General features: G+C 72.2%; 11 protein-coding genes. 6 read left to right on the top strand and 5 right to left on the bottom strand.

What is annotated here, in order from left to right; all coding sequences use genetic code 11:
• Positions 1–210: 210 nt before the first annotated feature.
• Entirely contained in the window at positions 211–2,133 is a 1,923-nt protein-coding gene (locus WME95_RS04440) for a glycosyl hydrolase (RefSeq protein WP_437907159.1), read from the bottom strand.
• 483 nt (positions 2,134–2,616) lie between these two features.
• Positions 2,617–3,390, bottom strand: coding sequence for an acyl-CoA desaturase (locus tag WME95_RS04445; protein ID WP_437907160.1), 774 nt, complete (start codon positions 3,388–3,390; stop codon positions 2,617–2,619).
• A 553-nt stretch (positions 3,391–3,943) separates the two neighbouring features.
• Between WME95_RS04445 and WME95_RS04450 the strand changes: the two genes are divergently transcribed.
• Positions 3,944–4,753 (top strand): transglutaminase-like domain-containing protein, encoded by an 810-nt coding sequence (locus WME95_RS04450; RefSeq protein WP_437865948.1) that lies wholly within the window; start codon positions 3,944–3,946, stop codon positions 4,751–4,753.
• A 292-nt stretch (positions 4,754–5,045) separates the two neighbouring features.
• The gene (locus WME95_RS04455; protein WP_437907161.1) at positions 5,046–6,392 is read left to right on the top strand and encodes an MBL fold metallo-hydrolase; all 1,347 of its coding nucleotides are present in this window, start codon (positions 5,046–5,048) and stop codon (positions 6,390–6,392) included.
• An 82-nt stretch (positions 6,393–6,474) separates the two neighbouring features.
• On the opposite strand, the gene WME95_RS04460 is transcribed toward WME95_RS04455, so the two are convergent.
• Together WME95_RS04460 and WME95_RS04465 are read right to left on the bottom strand one after the other, a co-directional pair.
• Positions 6,475–7,653 carry a hypothetical protein gene (locus tag WME95_RS04460; RefSeq protein WP_437907162.1) on the bottom strand — a complete coding sequence of 393 codons (1,179 nt, stop codon included), beginning with the start codon at positions 7,651–7,653 and terminating at the stop codon, positions 6,475–6,477.
• Positions 7,654–7,662: 9 nt separating this feature from the next.
• Positions 7,663–7,788 carry a hypothetical protein gene (locus tag WME95_RS04465; protein ID WP_437907163.1) on the bottom strand — a complete coding sequence of 42 codons (126 nt, stop codon included), beginning with the start codon at positions 7,786–7,788 and terminating at the stop codon, positions 7,663–7,665.
• A gap of 172 nt (positions 7,789–7,960) precedes the next feature.
• Between WME95_RS04465 and WME95_RS04470 the strand changes: the two genes are divergently transcribed.
• Positions 7,961–8,710 (top strand): hypothetical protein, encoded by a 750-nt coding sequence (locus WME95_RS04470; RefSeq protein WP_437907164.1) that lies wholly within the window; start codon positions 7,961–7,963, stop codon positions 8,708–8,710.
• A gap of 41 nt (positions 8,711–8,751) precedes the next feature.
• On the opposite strand, the gene WME95_RS04475 is transcribed toward WME95_RS04470, so the two are convergent.
• Positions 8,752–11,331, bottom strand: coding sequence for an ATP-binding protein (locus tag WME95_RS04475; RefSeq protein ID WP_437907165.1), 2,580 nt, complete (start codon positions 11,329–11,331; stop codon positions 8,752–8,754).
• A gap of 303 nt (positions 11,332–11,634) precedes the next feature.
• Between WME95_RS04475 and WME95_RS04480 the strand changes: the two genes are divergently transcribed.
• From WME95_RS04480 to WME95_RS04490, 3 genes are all read left to right on the top strand, one after another.
• Positions 11,635–11,967, top strand: a complete 333-nt coding sequence (locus WME95_RS04480; RefSeq protein WP_437907166.1) for an SDR family oxidoreductase — start codon at positions 11,635–11,637, stop codon at positions 11,965–11,967.
• Between the two features lie 275 nt (positions 11,968–12,242).
• Positions 12,243–13,892 carry a PfaD family polyunsaturated fatty acid/polyketide biosynthesis protein gene (locus tag WME95_RS04485; protein WP_437907167.1) on the top strand — a complete coding sequence of 550 codons (1,650 nt, stop codon included), beginning with the start codon at positions 12,243–12,245 and terminating at the stop codon, positions 13,890–13,892.
• 26 nt (positions 13,893–13,918) lie between these two features.
• Positions 13,919–21,640, top strand: a complete 7,722-nt coding sequence (locus WME95_RS04490) for an SDR family NAD(P)-dependent oxidoreductase (RefSeq protein WP_437907168.1) — start codon at positions 13,919–13,921, stop codon at positions 21,638–21,640.
• The last annotated feature ends 6 nt before the right edge of the window (positions 21,641–21,646 follow it).

A 21,646-nucleotide genomic window follows, 5' to 3' on the forward strand; every position in this document is an offset into this window, starting at 1 on the left:
TACTCCAGCGCCGTCGTCGAGGCCAGAGCGCGCCGGGGAGGGAGCCCTCGCCGTGGCGACAAGGACAGTGAAAGAGCCGCCGGAGCTCCCTCGCTCCGGCGGCTCTGGGCCGCCTGGGACCGCCTGAACCTCGACACCTGACCGCGAGGCCCGGGGCTCGGCCTATCCTTCACGTCTAGAGCGGATGTCCGCTCCTCGCCCCCCGCCGGGCTACTGGCAGGCTGTCGCGCCGAAGCAGACCGCCGGATCGTTTGCGAAGCGACGGAAGTTGTCCGCCTCCGGGTGGCCCGGGAAGGGAACATAGTAATAGACGGCCTTGTCGTCGAAGTCGCTGCCGTCGTAGTAGGTCTGCCACGTCAGCGCGTAAGCGACGCCGGCGCTCTTGGCGAGATCGAGGAGGTGGGTGTTGTACCAGTCCTCGGTGAGCGCGCCCTGCCCCGCGTCCGGAAACAGGCTCGTTACCTCGGCGGAGGAGAGCGCGACGGCGCCCGCCGAGCCGAGGCCGTAGTTGGCCAGGAACTCCGTCCGCAGGCGCTCATCGAACAGGGTGTCGTGCCACTTGCTCACGTGCTCTGCCGGGTAGAGCGTGAGCGACGCGCCCGCGGTGAGCTTGCTGACCCGGTGGAGGAGGTGCAGCCGGTAGGTGCCCGTCTCGGTGAGCGCGTGAGGCTTGCCCTTGGCCGCGCCGATCGCCGCGACGGCGCTCGCCATCGCCTTCATGTCCTCGAGATCTGCCGGGGACGCCGCGCGCTCGTACGGGTAATAGAGATCGATGCCGAGGATGTCGATGAGGTCGTCGCCAGGGTACGCCTCGAGGTAGTACTCCTCCAGCAGCGCGGACGGCGGCTGGCCGTCGGTCTCGAGCGCCGCGATGGCCTCCTGGGGCGGGCTCTCGTAGGCCGCGCCCAGCTCGGTGAGCTCCTCGACGAGGCGGGCCCGGAGCATGTCGCGAGAGAGGCTCTCTGGATCCCTGACCTTCGCCTCGGCGGGCGTCACCGAGCTGTCGCTCAGCTTTCGCACCTTGTCCGTCGAGTACGCGAAGATCACGTTCTCCATCCCCGGCTCGCTCCGGACGGCCTCGGCGAACGTGCGGTACGCGGCGCTGTAGGCGGCGGGGCCGGTGACGGCCTGATCGTCGTCCAGCAGGGCCTGGCAGTTCCAGTAGGGCTGACCCCACCAGAACCATCCGCCGGTGTGCTCGTGGAACGGGCGGAGGACGATCGGCTTGCCGTCGAGCCCATGCTCGCGGAGGAACTGGGCCACGTACTTCGCGTGGGCCACGAGCCAGTCGCGCGCCGAGATCCCGGCGTGGGTCCCCTGCTCGATCGGCACGTCGTTGGCGATCTTGCAGATGCACTTCAGGTTCTCCGGGATGTCCGCGCTGGAGCCGAGGGAGCGCGAATAGTACGTCTCGGCGTAGAACGGGGTGCCTCCGCCCTGGGCGTGAATCGGGACGCTCTGTCCGTCGACCGTGAGGGTGGCGAGCGGCGTCTCGATGGCGTCCGCGAAGTCCGAGGTGCTGATGTCGTAGTTGCATGGGGGCGTGTGCCAGTCGAAGGCCACCATCCCGCCCGGCTGCTCCAGCAGGTACGCCGCGGCGTCCGCGGTGACGTCGCGGCGATTCCAGGGGACCGGATCGAAGACCATCGCGTCGAGGGAGATGCCGAGCAGCCCGGGGTTCTCTCCCACCGTAGCGCCGGCGTCCGACGACCAGCCCCGCTCGCCGCGGCTGGCGGCGCCCGCCATGCTCGAGAACCAGTCGTTGGTCGACACGAGCTGCTTGGTGCCCGGATCGTAGAGCCCCCACGTGATGGCGTTCTCGTAACCGAACCGGAACTTGCCGGCTCGCGACGACGTCCAGAGGTCCTCGAGGAGGTCGCCCCTCGGCGTGTCCGGGAACTCCGGTGGATCTACCGGCGCGCCTCCCGTGCCTGACGACGTGCTCGACGACGTGCCTCCCGAGGTGCCCGACGACGCGCCTCCCGTGCCTGACGACGTGCCCGACGACGCGCCTCCCGAGGTGCCCGACGAGGTACCTCCCGGCGGCGTGTCCTCGTCCGACGACCCGCAGGCGGCCGTCAAGCACAGGAGGAAGGCGGCATAAACGCGTGGACTGAGTGGGACAAGATTCATGGGTTCTCCCCTGCGAACGGTGCCAGTGCCGAGGCGACAATAAAGCGTGTTAATCGGTTCAGTGTCAACGGCCATCTCACCAGGGGAGCGGTGCGCCGCCCCGGGCTTCGCGCCGATTTCACCCCGAGCGCCCCTCGGCGCGATGCTGCGGTGCGTCACCGCGCAGCTGGCTCACCGCGAGCGCATCGCCGGCAGGTTCGGCCGGCTGCCGCCGGCGCGCCCTGTCCCGGAGCCCTGCCGGGACAGGTTCTTAACCGGTTCTTCGTTGATGGGGTTGCATCCAGCGAGCGCGCTTGAGCGCATGGCCTCGGCGGCCGAGGTGGCGACCCATCCATGGGTCGCTGCGGAAGCGGTTCCTACCGCCCGCCACCCGCAGCTGGCCCGCGGCGAGCACCACGCCGGACAGCCGGACCCGCGCGCTCCTTCGGTTTCGTTCGCCTACCAGGCGGCCGGATCAGAGATGTCTCTTCCGAGGAGGGGAGCTCAACCCTCGGCACCCGTGGTCCCGGTGTCCAACCGGGCGACCTGGCGCCTGCCGCCCATCTGGAGGATGCCCATCCAGGCGATCACGCGGATGACCTGGTAGGCCGGGTCGATCTCGAACCAGCGCACCGCGAACGTCGGGCTCTGCGGGTACTTGTGGTGGTTGTTCTGGAAGAGCTCGCCGAGCGTCACGAGGTCGAGGGCGAGCGTGTTGCGCGAGTCGTCGTCGCTGTTGAAGTTGCGGTAACCGTAGCGGTGGCCGCACCAGTTCACGATGGCGCCGTGGAGCGGGCCCATCGTCCAGTGGAGCGGGACAAACAGGAACTGCCACCATTGCGTGGCGAAGGCGATGTAGAAGAGCGCGTAGCCCGTCCCCCACGCGAGGCGGCTGGCCCACGAGTTGCCGATGCGGTCGAGCGCGCGCCACTCGGGGTAGCCGCCCAGAAAACGCGGCTCCACCTCCGCCGTGCCGTCGCAGATGGCGTCGTAGCGCTTCGCGGTCGACAGCATCATGGAGACTGGCTCCGCGTAGTAGCGTGGCGAGTGCGGGTCCTTCGGGGTGTCGCTGTACGCGTGGTGCATGCGGTGCAAAATCGCATACGCCCGGGGCACAAGGTACGAGGAGCCCTGCGTGACGTACGTGAGGAGATGGAAGATCCGTTCCCAGCGCTTCGACATCGTGAACATCCGATGCGAGGCGTACCGGTGCAGGAAGAAGGTCTGGAAAAAGACCGATAGCGTCGAATGGGCGATCAGGATGGCGACGAATTCCATGGCTCGCTTGTACACCCAGGTTGGGCCCACATGCGGTCAGCTCACGGTCACGATTCGCGAGGTCCGTTGCCGCGTCGCTCGTGCGAGCGCCTCCTTATGCCACGCGATTTCGTCCGTGGAGGCGAGTCCGTGACGGGCGAGTTCATCGACCGGAAACAATGCTGTGCCGCCAGGCGCCGCTCTTGCAGATATAGCGCGTCACGGCGTCACGCAAGCGACGTCGCACGCCGCCTTATCACCACGAGCCCAGCGTTGAGACCGTCAGCGGCGGCGGATCGTTCTTGACATACATGGGCGCTGCGTACAGAATGTTTCAGTAAGACATTCGAGCGTGCGCCGAAGAGTTCGTCGCGCTCGGGGTCCAGGGGCTCGCAGCGGCGTCGCGCGGTGCGGGCTCATCGAGCTCGACGTGGGATAGCTCGTCCGAGCGCTCCATCGCGGCGGGGAGCTGGCGCGGCCGGCCGTCGCGCGGCGGCTCGTGCGCCGCAGGAACAGGGTGCCTCGCTGCGTCCTGCTCGTGACTGGAGCCGCGCCATCACATCGAGGTGCACGCATGCAGATCCGCGTAGGATACGAGCTGCTCTACGAATTCCCACGACCGACGCCGGTGATCCTGACGCTGAGCGTCCACTACTCGCGTGCATCGGATCTGGTGCGGCCCGATCATATGCTCACCAGCCCGTCGATCCCGGTCCGAGCTTACCGGGATGCCTTCGGCAACTGGTGTAGCCGTATCGTCGCGCCGGCGGGTCAGCTGAAGATCTCCTCCGACGCGGTGGTGAACGACACGGGCGCGCCGGACCGCGTCGTGACATCGGCCGAGCAACACCCCGTCGATGCGCTGCCAGAGGAGACGCTGGTGTTCTTGCTGGGCAGCCGGTACTGCGAGACGGATCGCCTGTCAGAGGCGGCGTGGGACCTGTTCGGCCAGTCGCCCACCGGCTGGGGTCGCGTGCAGGCCGTCTGCGACTTCGTTCATCGGCACATCGCCTTCGGATACGAGTTTGCGAGCCCTACCAAGACGGCGGAGGAGGTGTTCAACGACCGGAGAGGCGTCTGCAGAGATTATGCGCACCTCGCGATCGCGCTCTGCCGTTGCCTGAACGTTCCGGCTCGTTACTGCACCGGCTACCTGGGCGACATCGGCGTACCTCCTCCCCACGGGACGATGGACTTCTCCGGCTGGTTCGAGGCCTATCTCGGTGGCGAGTGGCATACGTTCGATGCGCGCAACAACGTGCCTCGCATCGGGCGCGTGCTGATCGCCCGCGGGCGCGATGCCGCCGACGTGGCGATCACCACGACCTTCGGCGAGAACACGTTGCGGAGCTTCCGTGTCTGGACGGACGAGGTTGTGGGCTAGCTCCGCCCGGGGCAGCCTCGCGCGGTGGCCGCGCTCATCGGGGCGGTGAGGGTGCTCGTCGTGAGCTCGCTCGAAGGCGCCGCAGCGCTGCCTTCTTCGACCGCCGCCGGGGCGATGTGACGGCGCTGCACCGCCGCGAATGTCGTCGATGCAGGAGACGGTGGTGTGCAACTTGGACGATCGGGTGGTGTGGTGATGGCGTCATGGCATCGGGCCGCCTCGGCGCGTCCGGCCGCTTGAGGCCGGTCGGCGCACATGCCTGCTCGCGAACAGCGTGGTAGTCTGCTCGCCTATGGACGACGCGCAGAGCGACGATATCGAGGAGGGCGACTGGGGACGACTTCACGTCACGCGCGCCTGCTGTGGCGCAGGCGTTTGCAGGAACTTCGCTCCAGAGCTCCTGGGCGAGGTCGCGCCCGCGCACTGGGAAGCCATGGACGGCGACGTCCGGCGCCGCGGCCCCGCCGTGCTCGCGGGCACCTATGATGAAGGGGCCTTCACCGGCATCCTGCGCCAGCCGCGGAGCCGGGCCGATCTCGAGGCGGCGCGCTCGGCGGTCGCCGCCTGTCCCGTCCACGCCTTGCGCCTCCGATCGCCGTCGCTGTCCCGCGCTCGGCCCGGCGCGCTCGGCGCCCCGTTCCGCGCCTGGCCGCGCCGCATCGAAGAGGACGTCTGGGCCCTCGGCCACCCCGCGCGCGAGAACGCGGGCGCGACGGCCTACTTCATCGAGCGCCCCGGCGGGGGCGTGCTCGTCGACCTGCCGAGCCCGACCGAGGCCGTCTTCCGTTTCCTCGAAGAGCGCGGCGGCGTGCGGTGGATCTTCCTCACCCACCGTGACCACACCGTGCACCACGCCGAGTTCGCGGCCCGCTTCCCTGGGTGTCGCCGCGTCCTCGGCGCCGCGGACGTGAACCCGCGCGGCGCCGGGCGCAATCCGGCCACCTCCGAGGTGGAGATCCAGCTCGGCGACCGCCTCGATCCGATGACCCTCGACGGCTCGCCGCTCGCCGACGGCGACCTCGCCGGCGCCGAGCTCGCCGTGCTCTCGCAGCCCGGCCACACCGCGGGCTCGATGTGCCTGCTGTACCGGGGCCGCTTCCTGTTCACCGGCGACCACCTGGCGTACTCGCGCCGCGTCGGCCAGATGGTGGCGTTCCGGCTCCACTGCTGGAACGACTGGGAGCGTCAGATCCGCTCCGTCCGCCGCCTGGTCGCGCTGGCGGGCGCCGGCCACCTCCGCTTCGCGTGGCTCCTGCCCGGCCATGGCGAATGGCACCGACTCGAAGGCGACGGCGGCGCTCCCGCGGCGGCCGCCGAGCTCGGGCGTGCGCTCGCCTGGATGGAGCGGCAGGCGCCTGGCCACGTCCCTTTCTTCCGGTTCATCCCCTGGCTGCAGAGCCGCTCGTACCCCGGCACCCGCCTCGCGCGCGCTGTGCACGCGATCGGCGGCGATGGCCCCGGGAGCGAGGCCTGGGTGCTGCCGCGCGCCGCCCGCCCGTACCTGCCCGATTACCGGCCAGAGAAGGCCGCCGCCGCGTGGCTGCGGGTCTCCCTGGTCGCGGCGACGGCGCTCGGCGCCGCGGCCGCCGCCGCCCGGCTCGCCGCGCGCGCGGCGGGGGCGGTCGCGAAGAGGGCGTGAAGCGGCCTTGAGGGGCGGCCGGCGCTCCGATCTTCGCACGGCCGGGGCAGGGGATCGAGCGCCGCCGCGTCGGCCTGCGCGCTCAGCCGGCCGCGCCGCCTCGGTCGTCCTGTCGCAGCAGATACGCTGTCTCGGGGTTCTCCCGGCGCCAGATCACGTTGTCCATGAAATAGTGGTGGATGTTCACGAACACGAAGACGGCTGCGAAGTACGGTGTCGGGCCCAGGTCGGACAGCGCTTCGCCTTCGCTCGAGCTCAGCACCAGCGCGCCGTGCGCCCCGTCGAAGAGCGCGGGCGCGCCGCGGAACACGACCCACCCGAGGCCGACGGCGGTCGCCGCCAGGAGCCCGAGGCGCAGGCCGGTCGGGCGCCCGAACAGCGGCGGGCCCTCGGCGTCGCGCGCCTCGTTCCGCTTCATGAGCCAGACGAAATACAGATACTGAACGGAGTGGAGCGCCGGGATCACGTACACCATGAGCCGGTCGAGGCTCGAGTAGACCGTCCAGAGCCAGATCGTGATGAGGAAACCGGCCAGCGGGGCGAGCGGCGGCAGGCGCCGCTCCATGCGCCACCTGCGCGCGAGCACCCAGAGCAGCGCGAGCGCGCTGAGCCCGAACGCGAGCCCGGTGACGGGCTCGAGCGCCGGCGGGTGCGCGAGCGACGTGTAGACCACGCCTTTCTCCTCGACCTCCCTGCCTGGATCCGCCGGGCTCGCCCACGCGTACGCCCAGGCCGCGAAGCAGTGCGCGAGGATCACCCCGCGCTCCAGGGGGGCGAACCGGAACCCGCGCCGCGCCGAGAGCACCGTCAGGACGCCGAAGCCCTGCTTCACGTAGTGCCAGCCCACCAGGAGGAACATGAGCTGGATCATGAAGCCCATGGACCGCGCGGAGCCGGTCGAGAGCGCCCCGATCGCCCACGCGAGCAGCGCGACCGGGACCAGGAGGCCGGCCAGGATGTAGCGGGCTCGCTGCGCCGGGGCGAACGCGCCGCCGAACGCGCGGCGCCTCGCGTCCTTGTAGAACAGCAGGTACGTCACCGCGAAGTGAGGATCGTTGATCACGGACGCGGCGTGGAACGTCAGGAAGCCGATCGCGAGCTCCGCCGCGTCGAGCCCGACGGCCCTGCGGGCGAGCCACGCGAGCGGGAAGAGCACGAGCGTCGCGCCCCCGACGAGCAGGAACTCGGTGAGATGGGCGCGCAACGCGGCTCGACGCGGCGTCGCGACCGGGACTGGCAGCGTCGCGCCCGCGCTGGTCATGCGCCGAAGCTACCACACAGGGACGCCCGTACGGCGGGCGCGCCGCAGATCGAGCTCCGGCTCGAGGGCGAGCTTGATGCGGTGCGCTGTCGGCTCGAGGGGGGCGCGGGGCGCCGTGGCCTCCCTCTTCGTCATCAATAAATGACGAGATCTCTCGTCACAAATGAATGACAGATCGCTCGCCGCAAATAAATGACAGATCCGATGTCGCGCCGCCGCCGGCGGCAGCGAGGGCGTTCGGCGCGAAGCGGGCGCCGCTCCTCGTCCAGGTCCAGCTGTGCTATTCCGCGATCATGCGGAGTCGATCATGAGCTTGGGCGACCTGGTCGACGACGTGCCCGAGGACCCGCTCATCACCGGCGCGGTCCAGCGCGCGCTCGTCGCCTATGCGGCGGTCCTCCCCGACGATGTCCTCCGTGACGTCGAGATGCTCGCCACGAGGACGCTGTTCGTGCACCCGCTCGGGATCTCGTTCGTCGCCCGGCTCGCCCCCGGGATCCGCGTCGAGGTGGACATGGGCGACGATCTCGCCGAGCAGGCGCAGCAGGGGTTCGCGGTCGGCGAGATCATGATCTCGATGATGCGCGTGCTCCGCAGGCGGTCGCGCGAGCGGGGCGAGCGCCGCTTCCTGATGCCCGAGACGCCGATGCTCATGCTGCAAGCGTTCCTGGGCTACTTCAACCCGGACCCGGCGCTCTGGACGATGGGCGACGACGCCGTGCGCGGCGCGCTGGATCGCCTCTGCGAGGCCGTCGTCGGCCTGTTCTTCACGGGCCTCGTCGTCGATGTGCTGGAGAGCCCATCGTCGCTCGACGACTGGGGGGAGACCGGCCGCGCGCTCTCCGCGGTGCTGCCGGCCATGACCGCAGCGCTCCGCGGCGCGAGGGCCCGGCTGTCCAGGCGCGACCGGCACGCGCTGGAGACCTACGATGCCTGCGGCTGGGATGCGGCGCGGCTCGAGCGCCGGCTGGGCGGCGGCCCGGAGCCCGCCCGGCCGGCGTTCTTCGCCCTGGGCGCGGCGCTCGCCGCGGAGCTCCGCGCCTCACCGGCGAGCTGACCCGCGTGGCCGGCGTGGTCGCGATCCGCCGCTCCCTCGCCTCACTCCGCCCCTTCCGTTTGCCGCGCGGGCAGCCACATGCGCACCGTCGTGCCCTCGCCCAGCGCGCTCTCGATACGGATGCTGCCCTGGTGCTCCTCGATGAACCGGTGCGTCAGCGACAGCCCGAGCCCGGTCCCCTGCCCGGGCGGCTTCGTCGTGAAGAACGGCTCGAAGATGCGGCTCAGATCCTCGGCGCGGATGCCGCAGCCGTGGTCGTGCACGTCGATCTCCACGCCGTGGATGTCCCCGCGCGGCAGCGGGCGAGCCTCGACCACCACGGCGCTGCCGTGCGGGCTGGCGTCGAGCGCATTGCCTATCACGTTGAGCAAGGCCGACTCGAGCTGCGATGCGTTGACGAGCACCTCGGGCAGCGCCGATGAGGTGCCGTCCGTCTCGAGGTGGACCCTGCGCTCGCGCGCCCGCGGCGCGGACAGGTCGACCGCGCGGCGGAGCGCCGCGCGCACGTCGCACGGCTCCCGGCCGATCGGCTTGCCGCGCGCGTACTCGAGCAGCGCCGTCACGAGGTCCGAGCACCGGATCGCCTGCCGCTCGATGGTGCTGAGCGCCTTCAGGAGCGAGGCCTCGTCGGGCAGGCCGTGCCCCTTCCGGTGCCGCCTGAGCAGCAGCTGGGCGTTCATCAGGATGGCCGACACCGGGTTGTTCATCTCGTGCGACAGCCCCGCCACCAGCGTCCCTATCGCCGCCATCTTGCCCGCCTGGAGCAGCTCCTGCTGCGTCTCCGAGAGCCGCTCCAGCGCCGCCGCGAGCTCGCCGTTCTTCGCCGCGAGCTCCAGATAGGCGCGGTGCAGCCGCTCGGCGGCGCGGACTCGCGCCCTGAGCTCCAGGGGGTCGAACGGCTTGCTCATGTATTCGTCGGCGCCGACGTCGAGCCCCCCCACGGCCTCCGCGCCGCTCGCCCTGGCCGTCAAGAGGAGGACAGGGATGTCCCGGAGCGCGGAATCCCCCTTGAGCCGCCGGACCAGCTCGAATCCGTCCATCTCCGGCATCATCACGTCCGAGACGATGACATCCGGCCGCTTCGCCGCGATCGACTCGAGCGCTTCCCGGCCGTTCGTCGCCAGGACGATCTCGTGTCCGGCCGACAGGATGTCCGCCAGGTACGATCTCATGTCGGGGTTGTCTTCCACGACGAGCACGCGCGGCCCCTCCGCGCGGCCGCCGGCGCGGGGCGCGCCTGCGGCGGGCGGCCGAGGCACCTCGAAGCCGCGGAGGTTGACCGACGACGGGGGAGGCTCGTAGGTGCCCGCGCCGTTGAGCGATCGCGGCGGCTCGGGCGCGGCGGTCGCCCGCCGCGCTGCCAGGAAATCCGCGGCGCGCGGGAGCCTCACGAAGAAGCGAGAGCCGACCCCGGGCTCGCTCTCCACGCCGACCGCGCCGCCCATGAGCTCCGTGAGCTCCTTGGCCAGCGACAGCCCGATCCCCGTCCCCTCGTGCTTTCGCGTCGCCGAGGCGTCGATCTGCTGAAACCGTTGAAAGAGCAGGTGTCTCCTGTCCGCAGGGATGCCAGGGCCCGTGTCCTCGACCGAGAGCTCGAACAGACCATCGAGCGCCCGCAGGTCGACGGTGACGCGCCCGCCAGGCGGGGTGAACTTCAGCGCGTTGCCCAGCAGGTTGAGCGCGATCTTCTCGAGCTTGCGCCGATCGGCGGGGACCCTCCGCAGCTCGGGATCCACGTGAATCGAGAGATCGAGCCCGCCGCGCGCCGCCGCCGGGCGAGCCTCCTCCACCATGTCCGAGACGAGCTCTCCGACGTCGACGGCCTCCCAGTCGATCTGCATCTTGCCGGCCTCGATCTTCTGGTGATCGAGGACATCGTCGACCAGCCGGCGGAGCCGCCGCCCGCTGCGCTGGATGAGCTCGAGGTCCCCACGTACCCGCGGTGAGAGCGGTTCGTCCCGGCTGGACAGGAGCGACTCGAGCGGTCCGAGGATGAGGGAGAGCGGCGTCCGGAGCTCGTGGCTCATCACCGTGAGGAACTCTCCCTTGGCGCAGGCCGCGGCGTCCGCCGCCTCCTTGGCCTTCTGGAGCTCGATCTCCATCCGTTTGCGCTCGGTGATGTCCGCGTAGATCCCGAGGATCCCCGTCACATCGCCCCGTTCGTCGCGGATGGGCACCTTGCTGGTGAGCAGGAACCGCTGCTCGCCGTCCGGGCGGAGCAGCGGCTCCTCGACGTCGAGCATCGGGGTGCCGCCCTCCATGACCTCCCGGTCGATGCGCACGAAGCACTCCGCGTTCTTGCTGCCCCACACGTCGTAATCGGTCTTGCCGACGAGGTTCTCCAGCACCTTCGTGTTGGTGTCGTTGAGGAAGTTCTGATTTCCCCCGAGAAACCGTCCATGACGGTCTTTCCAGAAGATGGCGTGGGGGACGTTGGCGATGACGTACTTGAGCACCGCCTGCTGCTGCTCGACGGGCGCCGGCGTCCATTCCTGGGCGGCGGTGCCAGTCGGGGCCTCGTCCGGCGGCGCCACACGGGGCGTCTGCGCGCGTGCTTCGCGCGTCCGACGGGCCGTGAGGAGCCTGCTGATCTTGGCAGAGAGGCGGTAGAGACGTCTCATCGTCGTATCGTCACAGGAGCATAAGGCGAGCGCGGGCGACATCAAACCTGCTCAGCACCGGGACGCCGCGGTCGAGCGCGTGCGGTCGTATAAAATGACGCCCGAGCAGGCTGGCGCGTCGCATCTGCCGCTCACCTCGCCGCTGGGCGCTGTGGTAGCGCCTGGTGTCGGTCCCGTCGAGCTCTCCCGGCGGCGCTGGCCTGCGCGTCGCAGGCCTCGTCCCACTGGCCCTGAACCCCACCAGCTCTGCACCGGCGCCTGCGCGCGGCGGCTCCGCCGTGCTACAGGAGAGGAGGTACGCCCATGGTGGAGGGAGTCGCGCTCATCACCGGAGCGGCGTCGGGTATCGGCGCTGCGACCGCGCGCAAGCTGTCGCAGACCGCATCCGGCCTGGTCCTGATCGATCGGCGCCGCGACGCGCTCGACGCCCTCGCGGGCGAGCTCCGCGGGCCGGAGCTCCTGCTGCGCGAGGCCGACGTGGGGGACGAGGCCGCGTGGGTCGAGATCGCGGCGGCTGTCGAGGGGCGCTTCGGGAGGCTCGACCACGTCGTCGCGAACGCCGGTATCGCCCACGGCGCGCCGAGCGAATCGCCGGGCTCATCGCGTTCCTGCTCTCCGACGCCTCTGCCACCATGACTGGCGCGCTCCTCGTCAGCGATGGTGGCTACTCCCTTTAGAACGACGGGCCCGTCGCCGGTGCGGTGAGCGCCGCGCTGCGGCGCGTGTGACAGACCCGAAACAAAGGCGCGGTGCGTCACGGGGCGCGTCAGGCGCGCAGGAGCCGAGGGAAAGCGCTTTCATCGCCTGGTGAAGGGGTCCGTCCCGCCGTTGCGCCGTGACCGAACCATTACCGCGGGCCGCTCACGACGGGTGTTATAGAGGCCGTGCTTGTCATTAGGAGGCAGCTCAGCATGATTGAGGATCCGCAGGTCATCCGCAGCGCCGGCCTCCAGCCGATCGGCATCTGGCGCAGCGGGCCCTGGCTCCCCGCGTTCACATCGACCGATCTGCGGGAGGCCGTCTCCTGCGTGCGAGAGCCGGTGCACGTGGTGCGTGAGACGCCGGATGGGCGCGTCGGCGTGTCCCGGGGCGGCGCTGTCCTCCGCGAGGATCAGGTCAACGGGGTCCCGACGTTCCCGCTGCTCGGAACGCTGCCCGCCCTGTACCCGGAGTGGCTCGGAGACCGCTCCTTCGTCGAGGTCCACGGCCTGCGCTTCCCGTACGTGGCCGGCGCGATGGCGAACGGCATCCACACCACGCGGCTCACGATCGCGATGGCCAACGCAGGGTTGATGGGGTTCTTCGGCGCCGCAGGCCTCGGGCTGCACCGGATCGAGCAGGCGATCGACGAGATCTCGGCGGCGCTCGGGACGGACGGCCCCACCTGGGGTTGCAACCTCATCCACGCTCCGAACCAGCCCAGGCTGGAGAGCGACACGGTGGAGCTCTACCTGAAGAGGGGAGTCCGGCGGGCCGAGGCGGCCGCCTACATGGGCCTGAACCCGATGGTCGTGCGGTTCGCCTACAGCGGCGTCAAGCGCTTGCCCGACGGCCGCGTCGACCGGAAGAACCACCTGTTCGCGAAGATCTCGCGCCCGGAGGTCGCCGCGCGCTTCCTGTCGCCCGCGCCGGCCGAGATCCTCGATACCTGCGTTCGCAACGGGTGGCTCACCCGCGACGAGGCGGAGCTCGCGCGGAGCCTCCCGGTCGCCGAGGACATCACCGTCGAAGCGGACTCCGGCGGTCACACCGACAACCAGCCCCTCGTCGCGCTGTTCCCGGTGATCCTCGGCGTCCGCGACGAGCTCGCGGCGAAGTACGGGTATCACCGGCCGATCCGCGTCGGCGCCGCCGGCGGCCTCTCCACGCCGGAGTCGATCGCCGCCGCGTTCGCGCTCGGGGCGGCGTACGTGCTCACGGGCTCGGTCAACCAGTCGTGCATCGAGTCGGGCCTGTCCGACGAGGGCAAGAAGATGCTGGCCCAGGCCGATCTCCCGGACGTGGTGATGACGCCGGCCGCCGACATGTTCGAGCTCGGCGTGCAGGTCCAGGTGCTCAAGCGCGGCACGATGTTCGGTGTCCGCGCGCAGCGGCTCTACGACCTCTACGTCGCCCACGACTCCATCGAGTCGCTGCCCAGCGACGTGCGCGCGCGCATCGAGAGGGAGCTGTTCCAGATGTCGTGCGACGAGGTGTGGGCGGGCTGCGAGCGGTTCTTCGCCGAGCGCGACCCGGCCGAGCTCGAGCGCGCCGCGCGCGAGCCGAAGCACAAGATGGCGCTGATCTTCCGCTGGTATCTCGGCATGTCCAGCAAGTGGGCGATCGCCGGGGACCCGAAGCGCCGCGCCGATTACCAGATCTGGTGCGGCCCGGCCATGGGCGCGTTCAACCGCTGGGTCAAGGGGTCGTTCCTCGAGGACCCGGCAAGCCGCACCGCGGTCCAGGTCGCGCGCAACCTGCTCGAGGGCGCGGCCGTCGTCACGCGCGCGCAGCAGCTCCGGACGTACGGCGTCCCCGTGCCGAGCGCCGCATTCCACTTCACTCCTCGCCCGCTCGCCTGAGCGCCTGACCACCTGCCGAGGTCCTCATGCACCCTTCGTCTTCGCGTATCCCGCACATCGCCGTCGTCGGCGTGAGCGCCATCTTCCCCGGCTCGGTCGACGCGCACGGCTTCTGGCGCGATATCCTGTCCGGGACAGACCTTATCACGGATGTCCCGAGCACCCACTGGCTTGTCGAGGACTACTACGATCCCGACCCGTCCGCCCCGGACAAGACGTATGCGAAGCGCGGCGCCTTTCTCAAGAATGTGCCGTTCGATCCGCTCGAGTGGGGCGTCCCGCCCTCGATCGTCCCGGCGACGGACACGACGCAGCTGCTCGCGCTGATCGTGGCGAAGCGGGTCCTGGAGGACGCGGCGCAGGGGCAGTTCGAGTCGATGAGCCGCGAGCGGATGAGCGTGATCCTCGGCGTCACCTCCGCGCAGGAGCTGCTCGCGTCGATGGTGAGCCGGATCCAGCGGCCGGTGTGGGCGAAGGCGCTCCGGGATCTCGGGTATCCGGAGGACGAGGTGAAGCGCGCCTGCGACAAGATCGCGGGCAATTACGTGCCATGGCAGGAGTCGAGCTTTCCGGGCCTGCTCGGGAACGTGGTGGCCGGGCGCATCGCGAACCGGCTCGACCTCGGCGGGACGAACTGCGTGACCGACGCGGCGTGCGCGTCGTCGCTGTCGGCGATGTCGATGGCCATCAACGAGCTGGCGCTCGGCCAGTCGGATCTCGTGATCGCGGGCGGCTGCGACACGATGAACGACGCCTTCATGTACATGTGCTTCAGCAAGACGCCCGCGCTGTCGAAGTCGGGCGACTGCCGGCCGTTCTCCGACAAGGCCGACGGCACGCTGCTCGGCGAGGGCATCGCGATGGTGGCGCTCAAGCGGCTCGACGACGCCGAGCGCGACGGGGACCGGGTCTACGCGGTGATCCGCGGGATCGGCTCGTCGTCGGACGGGCGGAGCAAGAGCGTGTACGCGCCGGTGCCGGAAGGGCAGGCGAAGGCGCTCCGCCGGACGTACGCCGCCGCCGGGTACGGCCCCGAGACCGTGGAGCTGATGGAGGCTCACGGCACGGGGACGAAGGCCGGCGACGCGGCCGAGTTCGAGGGCCTGCGGGTGATGTTCGACGAGTCGGGGCGCGCCGATCGCCAGTGGTGCGCGCTCGGCAGCGTGAAGTCGCAGATCGGCCACACCAAGGCGGCGGCCGGCGCGGCCGGGCTGTTCAAGGCGATCATGGCGCTGCACCACAAGGTGCTGCCGCCGACCATCAAGGTCGACAAGCCGAACCCCAAGCTCGAGATAGAAAAGACCGCTTTCTATCTGAACACCCAGGCGCGGCCGTGGATCCGGCCGGGGGACCACCCGCGGCGGGCGTCGGTGAGCTCGTTCGGCTTCGGCGGCTCGAACTTCCACGTGGCGCTGGAGGAGTACACGGGCCCGGCGCCGAAGGCGTGGCGGGTGCGGGCCTTGCCGGCGGAGCTCTTCCTCCTGTCGGCGGACACGCCGGCGGCGCTCGCGGATCGCGCGCGGGCGCTGGCGAAGGAGGCGGAGGTGCCCGAGATCCTGCGCTTCCTGGCGCGGGAGTCGGTGCTCTCGTTCAACGCGTCGAGGCCGGCGCGGCTCGGGCTGTGCGCGACGGACGAGGCGGATCTCAGGAAGAAGCTCGAGCAGGTCGCGGCGCACCTCGAGGCGAGGCCGGAGCAGGCGCTCTCGGCGCCGCTCGTGCACTGCGCGACCGGGGAGGCGCCGGGGCGGGTGGCGTTCCTGTTCCCGGGGCAGGGGAGCCAGTACGTCGGGATGGGCGCGGACGCGCTCATGACGTTCGACCCGGCCCGCGCGGCCTGGGACGCGGCGGCGGGCGTCGCGATCGCGGACGCGCCGCTGCACGAGGTGGTGTTCCCGCGGCCGGTGTTCTCGGACGAGGACCGGGCGGCGCAGGAGGCGCAGCTCCGCGAGACGCGCTGGGCGCAGCCGGCGATCGGCGCGACGAGCCTCGCGCACCTCGCGCTGCTCGCGGCGCTCGGGGTGCGGGCCGAGGCGTTCGCGGGCCACAGCTTCGGCGAGATCACGGCGCTGCACGCGGCCGGCGCGCTGTCCGCGGCGGACCTGCTGCGCGTGGCGCGGCGGCGCGGTGAGCTGATGGGCGCGGCGTCGTCGGAGCGGGGCGCGATGATCGCGGTCCCGCGGGGGATCGACGAGGTGCGTGCGCTCGGCCTCGGCGGCGTGGTGATCGCGAACCACAACGGCCCGAAGCAGGTGGTGCTGTCGGGCTCGGTCGCGGCGATCGAGGCCGCGGAGGAGCGGCTGAAGGGCGCCGGGATCCAGGCGCGGCGCCTCGACGTGGCCGCGGCGTTCCACTCGCCGCTCGTGGCGGAGGCGAGCGCGCCGCTCCGCGAGTTCCTTGCGGGCATCGCGGTCGAGACGCCGGCGGCGCCCGTGTACAGCAACGCGGAGATCGAGCCGTACGCGGGCGGCGGCGACGCGGCGCGCGACCGGCTGGCGCGGCAGCTCGCGGAGCCGGTGCGGTTCGTGGAGGAGATCGAGCGGATGTACGCGGACGGCGTGCGCACGTTCGTCGAGGTCGGGCCGGGCTCGGTGCTGACGAACCTGGTCGGCGACATCCTGAGCGGCCGGCCGCACCGGGCGGTGGCGCTCGACCGCAAGGGCAAGCACGGCGTGACGAGCCTGCTCGAGGCGGTGGCGCGGCTCGCCGTGGCCGGGGTGCCGCTGGACGCGCGGGTCCTGTGGGAAGGCTTCGCGGCGCCGAGCGATCCGCGGGCGCTGCCGAAGCCGAAGCTGGCGCTGCAGATCAACGGCAGCAACTACGGGAAGCCGTACCCGCCGCAGGGGGGCGCGAAGGCGCTGCCGGCGGCGAGCCCGCCGCGGGCGGCGCAGAAGCCGGCGCCGGAGGCGGCGCGGGCGGTGGCGAGCGCGCCGCGGCCGGTGGCGAGCGCGTCGGCGCCGGTGGCGAGCGCGCCGCGGCCGGCAGTGAGCGCGTCGGCGCCGGCAGTGAGCGCGTCGGCGCCGGCAGTGAGCGCGCCGCGGGCGGTGGTGAGCGCGTCGGCGCCTGTGGTGAGCGCGTCGGCGCCTGTGGTGAGCGCGTCGGCGCCTGTGGTGAGCGCGTCGGCGCCTGTGGTGAGCGCGCCGCGGCCGACAGTGAGCGCGTCGCAGCCGGCGGTGAGCGCGTCTGTGGTGGCGAGCGTGTCGGCGCCTGTGGTGAGCGCGCCGCGGCCGACAGTGAGCGCGTCGACGGCTGTGGTGAGCGCGTCGCGGCCGGCGGCTAGCGCGTCGTGGCTGGCCGCGTACCAGGAGGCGCAGCGCGCCACGGCGGACGCCCACAGCGTGTACCAGCGCACGATGGCCGAGAGCCACATCGCCTTTCTTCAGGCCGCCGAGGCGTCCTTCGCAGGGCTCGCCGCGCTGGCGACCGGCGCTTCGTACCCGGTCGCTCCGACGACGGTGTCCGAGGTACGGCCTGCGCCGGTTCTCCTCGCCCCGGTGCATGTGGGGCCTGTCTCGGAGGCGTCCGTACGGCCTGCAGCGGCGCCGACCGCGCGCTCCAGCGAGGGCAGGAGCAGCGTGGCCCTGGACGGCCTGAACGGCGCAGGCGGGGAGCTCCCTACGGCTGTTGCGCTGCCGGCGCAGACAGCGCCTGCCGTGACGGCGAAGGTGGCAGCCGCAGCGCCCGCGGTGACAGCGAAGGCTGCCACAGCGGCGCCTGCTGCGGCTGTGAAGGCCGCAGCCGCGTCGCCGGCGGTGGCAGTGTCCAAGGCCGTCGCCGCGCCCGCGGCCGCCGCGGCAACGCAGGCGGCGGTCGCCGCTGCGCCGCGTGTCGATATCGAGCGGTTGGTCCTCGAGGTGGTCGCGGACAAGACGGGATACCCCGTCTCCATGCTCGGGCTGCAGATGGAGCTGGAGAGCGATCTCGGCATCGACAGCATCAAGCGGGTGGAGATCCTGTCCTCGGTCCGTGACAGGACGCCGGGGCTGTCGGAGGTGGACGCGTCGGCGCTGGCGCAGCTGCGCACGCTGGGGCAGGTCGTCGACCACCTCCGCGCCTCGCTGCCGGCCGCCGGGCCGGCCGCCAGCGCCAGCCCGGCTGCCGCCGCGAAGGCGTCTGCCGTCGCGGCGCCTGCAGTCGCATCCGGCGCGGCGCCTGGCGCGGCCGAGGTGGAGCGGGTGGTGATGGCGGTCGTCGCGGAGACGACGGGCTATCCGGCGGAGATGCTCGGGCTGCAGATGGAGCTGGAGAGCGATCTCGGCATCGACAGCATCAAGCGGGTGGAGATCCTGTCGGCGGTCCGCGATCGGACGCCGGGGCTGTCGGAGGTCGACGCGTCGGCGCTGGCGCAGCTGCGCACGCTGGGGCAGGTCGTCGACCACCTCCGCGCCTCGCTGCCGGCCGCCGGGCCGGCCGCCAGCGGCAGCCCGGCTGTCGCTACGCCCGCTGCCACCGCGCCCGCCGTCGCGTCCGGCGCAGCGCCTGGAGCGGCCGAGGTGGAGCGTGTGGTGATGGCGGTCGTCGCGGAGACGACGGGCTACCCGGCGGAGATGCTGGGGCTGCAGATGGAGCTGGAGAGCGACCTCGGCATCGACAGCATCAAGCGGGTGGAGATCCTGTCGGCGGTCCGCGATCGGACGCCGGGGCTGGCGGAGGTCGACGCGTCGGCGCTGGCGCAGCTGCGCACGCTGGGGCAGGTCGTCGACCACCTTCGCGCCTCGCTCCCGGCCGCCAGCGCCAGTCCGGCTGGCGCCGCGTCCGTCGCGAAGGCCTCTGCCGCTGCGGTGCCTGCCGTCGCTCCTGGCGCGGCGCCTGGCGCGGCCGAGGTGGAGCGTGTGGTGATGGCGGTCGTCGCGGAGACGACGGGCTACCCGGCGGAGATGCTGGGGCTGCAGATGGAGCTGGAGAGCGATCTCGGCATCGACAGCATCAAGCGGGTGGAGATCCTGTCGGCGGTCCGCGATCGGACGCCGGGGCTGGCGGAGGTCGACGCGTCGGCGCTGGCGCAGCTGCGCACGCTGGGGCAGGTCGTCGATCACCTCCGTGCCTCGCTGCCGGCCGCCGGGCCGGCCGCCAGCGCCGGGCCGGCTACCGCCGCGCCCGCGACGAAGGCGTCTGCCGTCGCGGCGCCTGCCGTCGCTCCTGGCGCGGCCCCTGGCGCGGCCGAGGTGGAGCGTGTGGTGATGGCGGTCGTCGCGGAGACGACGGGCTACCCGGCGGAGATGCTGGGGCTGCAGATGGAGCTGGAGAGCGATCTCGGCATCGACAGCATCAAGCGGGTGGAGATCCTGTCGGCGGTCCGCGATCGGACGCCGGGGCTGGCGGAGGTCGACGCGTCGGCGCTGGCGCAGCTGCGCACGCTGGGGCAGGTCGTCGACCACCTCCGCGCGAGCCTCGGTCCCGCCGCTGCCACCGCCGGCGCTGCCCCGGCGGAGCCCGCCGAGGAGCCGGCCTCCGCGCCCCTCGGCCGGTGGACGCTCGTCGAGGAGCCTGCGCCCGCCGCCGGCCTCGCGATGCCCGGCCTCTTCGACGCAGGCACCCTCGTGGTCACCGGCCACGACGCGATCGGCCCCGCGCTCGTCGCGGCCCTCGCGGCGCGCGGGATCGCCGCCGAGTACGCCCCCGCCGTGCCCCGCGGCGCGCGCGGCGCCGTGTTCCTCGGCGGCCTGCGCGAGCTGGCCGCGGCCGACGAGGCGCTCGCCGTCCACCGCGAGGCGTTCTTCGCCGCCCAGGCGATCGCGGCGAAGCCGGCCCTCTTCGTCACGGTCCAGGACACCGGCGGCGACTTCGGCCTCGCGGGCTCGGACCGCGCCTGGGTCGGCGGGCTGCCGGGCCTCGTGAAGACCGCGGCGCTGGAGTGGCCCGAGGCGTCCTGCCGCGCGATCGACCTCGAGCGCGCCGGCCGCTCCGACGGCGAGCTCGCGGAGGCCATCACCTCGGAGCTCCTGTCCGGCGGCGTCGAGCTCGAGATCGGCCTGCGCGCGGACGGCCGGCGCACCACCCCGCGCAGCGTCCGGCAGGACGCGCAGCCCGGGCCGCTCCCCCTCGGGCCGTCCGACGTCGTCGTGGCGAGCGGCGGCGCCCGCGGCGTCACCGCGGCGACGCTGATCGCGCTCGCCAGGGCCAGCCACGCGCGGTTCGCGCTGCTCGGCCGCACCGCGCTCGAGGACGAGCCGGCCGCCTGCCGCGGCGCCGACGGCGAGGCCGCGCTCAAGGCGGCGCTCATCAAGGCGACGACCTCCGCGGGCCAGCGGATGACCCCGGCGGAGATCGGCCGGAGCGTCGCGAAGATCCTCGCGAACCGCGAGGTCCGCGCGACGCTCGACGCGATCCGCGCCGCCGGCGGCGAGGCCCTCTACGTCCCTGTCGACGTGAACGACGCGCGGGCGGTGGCCACGGCGCTCGACGGCGTGCGCGGCGCCCTCGGCCCCGTCACGGCGATCGTCCACGGCGCCGGCGTGCTCGCCGACAAGCTCGTCGCCGAGAAGACGGTCGAGCAGTTCGATCGCGTGTTCAGCACGAAGGTCGACGGCCTCCGGGCCCTGCTCGGCGCGACCGCGGGCGACCCGCTCAAGGCGATCGTCCTCTTCAGCTCGATCGCCGCGCGCGGCGGCAACAAGGGGCAGTGCGACTACGCGATGGCGAACGAGGTCCTGAACAAGGTCGCGGCCGTCGAGGCAGCCCGACGCCCGGGCTGCCGGGTGAAGGCGCTCGGCTGGGGCCCCTGGCAAGGCGGCATGGTGAACGCGGCGCTCGAGGCCCACTTCGCGCAGCTCGGCGTGCCCCTCATCCCGATCGCCGCGGGCGCGAAGATGCTCCTCGACGAGCTGTGCGACGCCTCGGGTGATCGCGGCGCGCGCGGGCAAGGCGGCGCCCCGCCCGGCGCGGTCGAGCTCGTGCTCGGCGCGGAGCCGAAGGCGCTCGCGGCCCAGGGCCACGGCGGCCGGGTCGCGCTGGCCGTCCGCGCGGACCGCGCGACGCACCCCTACCTCGGCGATCACGCCATCAACGGCGTGCCCGTGGTGCCGGTGGTGATCGCGCTCGAGTGGTTCGCCCGCGCCGCGCGCGCGTGCCGGCCGGATCTCGTGGTGACCGAGCTCCGCGACGTGCGGGTCCTTCGCGGGATCAAGCTCGCGGCGTACGAGTCCGGCGGCGAGGTGTTCCGCGTCGACTGCCGCGAGGTGAGCAACGGCCACGGCGCGGTGCTCGCGGCGGAGCTGCGCGGGCCGCAGGGGGCGCTGCACTACGCGGCGACCATCCAGATGCAGCATCCCGAAGGGCGCGTGGCCCCGAAGGGCCCGGCCGCGCCGGAGCTCGGCCCGTGGCCCGCCGGCGGCGAGCTGTACGACGGCCGCACGCTCTTCCACGGCCGCGACTTCCAGGTGATCCGGCAGCTCGACGGCGTGAGCCGCGACGGGATCGCGGGGACGGTCGTGGGCCTCCGCGAGGCCGGCTGGGTGGCCCAGCCGTGGAAGACCGATCCGGCGGCGCTCGACGGCGGGCTGCAGCTCGCGACGCTGTGGACGCAGCACGTGCTCGGCGGCGCGGCGCTCCCGATGTCCGTGGGCGCGCTGCACACCTTCGCCGAGGGGCCGTCCGACGGCCCGCTGCGCGCGGTGGTGCGCGGGCAGATCGTGGCCCGCGATCGCACGAAGGCCGACATCGCGTTCGTCGACGACCGCGGCTCGCTCGTCGCGGAGCTGCGCGACGTGCAGTACGTCCTGCGCCCCGACACGGCGCGCGGCCAGGCGTGATCGAGG

The organism is Sorangium sp. So ce327, from assembly GCF_051530205.1.
GTDB lineage: Bacteria > Myxococcota_A > Polyangia > Polyangiales > Polyangiaceae > Sorangium > Sorangium cellulosum_B.

Excerpts from the sequence above, each read along its gene's own strand:
- WME95_RS04440 (WP_437907159.1), bottom strand. The coding sequence starts at position 2,133 with ATGAATCTTGTCCCACTCAGTCCACGCGTTTATGCCGCCTTCCTCCTG.
- WME95_RS04445 (WP_437907160.1), bottom strand. The coding sequence starts at position 3,390 with ATGGAATTCGTCGCCATCCTGATCGCCCATTCGACGCTATCGGTCTTT.
- WME95_RS04450 (WP_437865948.1), top strand. The coding sequence starts at position 3,944 with ATGCAGATCCGCGTAGGATACGAGCTGCTCTACGAATTCCCACGACCG.
- WME95_RS04455 (WP_437907161.1), top strand. The coding sequence starts at position 5,046 with ATGGACGACGCGCAGAGCGACGATATCGAGGAGGGCGACTGGGGACGA.
- WME95_RS04460 (WP_437907162.1), bottom strand. The coding sequence starts at position 7,653 with ATGACCAGCGCGGGCGCGACGCTGCCAGTCCCGGTCGCGACGCCGCGT.
- WME95_RS04465 (WP_437907163.1), bottom strand. The coding sequence starts at position 7,788 with ATGACGAAGAGGGAGGCCACGGCGCCCCGCGCCCCCCTCGAGCCGACA.
- WME95_RS04470 (WP_437907164.1), top strand. The coding sequence starts at position 7,961 with ATGAGCTTGGGCGACCTGGTCGACGACGTGCCCGAGGACCCGCTCATC.
- WME95_RS04475 (WP_437907165.1), bottom strand. The coding sequence starts at position 11,331 with ATGAGACGTCTCTACCGCCTCTCTGCCAAGATCAGCAGGCTCCTCACG.
- WME95_RS04480 (WP_437907166.1), top strand. The coding sequence starts at position 11,635 with ATGGTGGAGGGAGTCGCGCTCATCACCGGAGCGGCGTCGGGTATCGGC.
- WME95_RS04485 (WP_437907167.1), top strand. The coding sequence starts at position 12,243 with ATGATTGAGGATCCGCAGGTCATCCGCAGCGCCGGCCTCCAGCCGATC.
- WME95_RS04490 (WP_437907168.1), top strand. The coding sequence starts at position 13,919 with ATGCACCCTTCGTCTTCGCGTATCCCGCACATCGCCGTCGTCGGCGTG.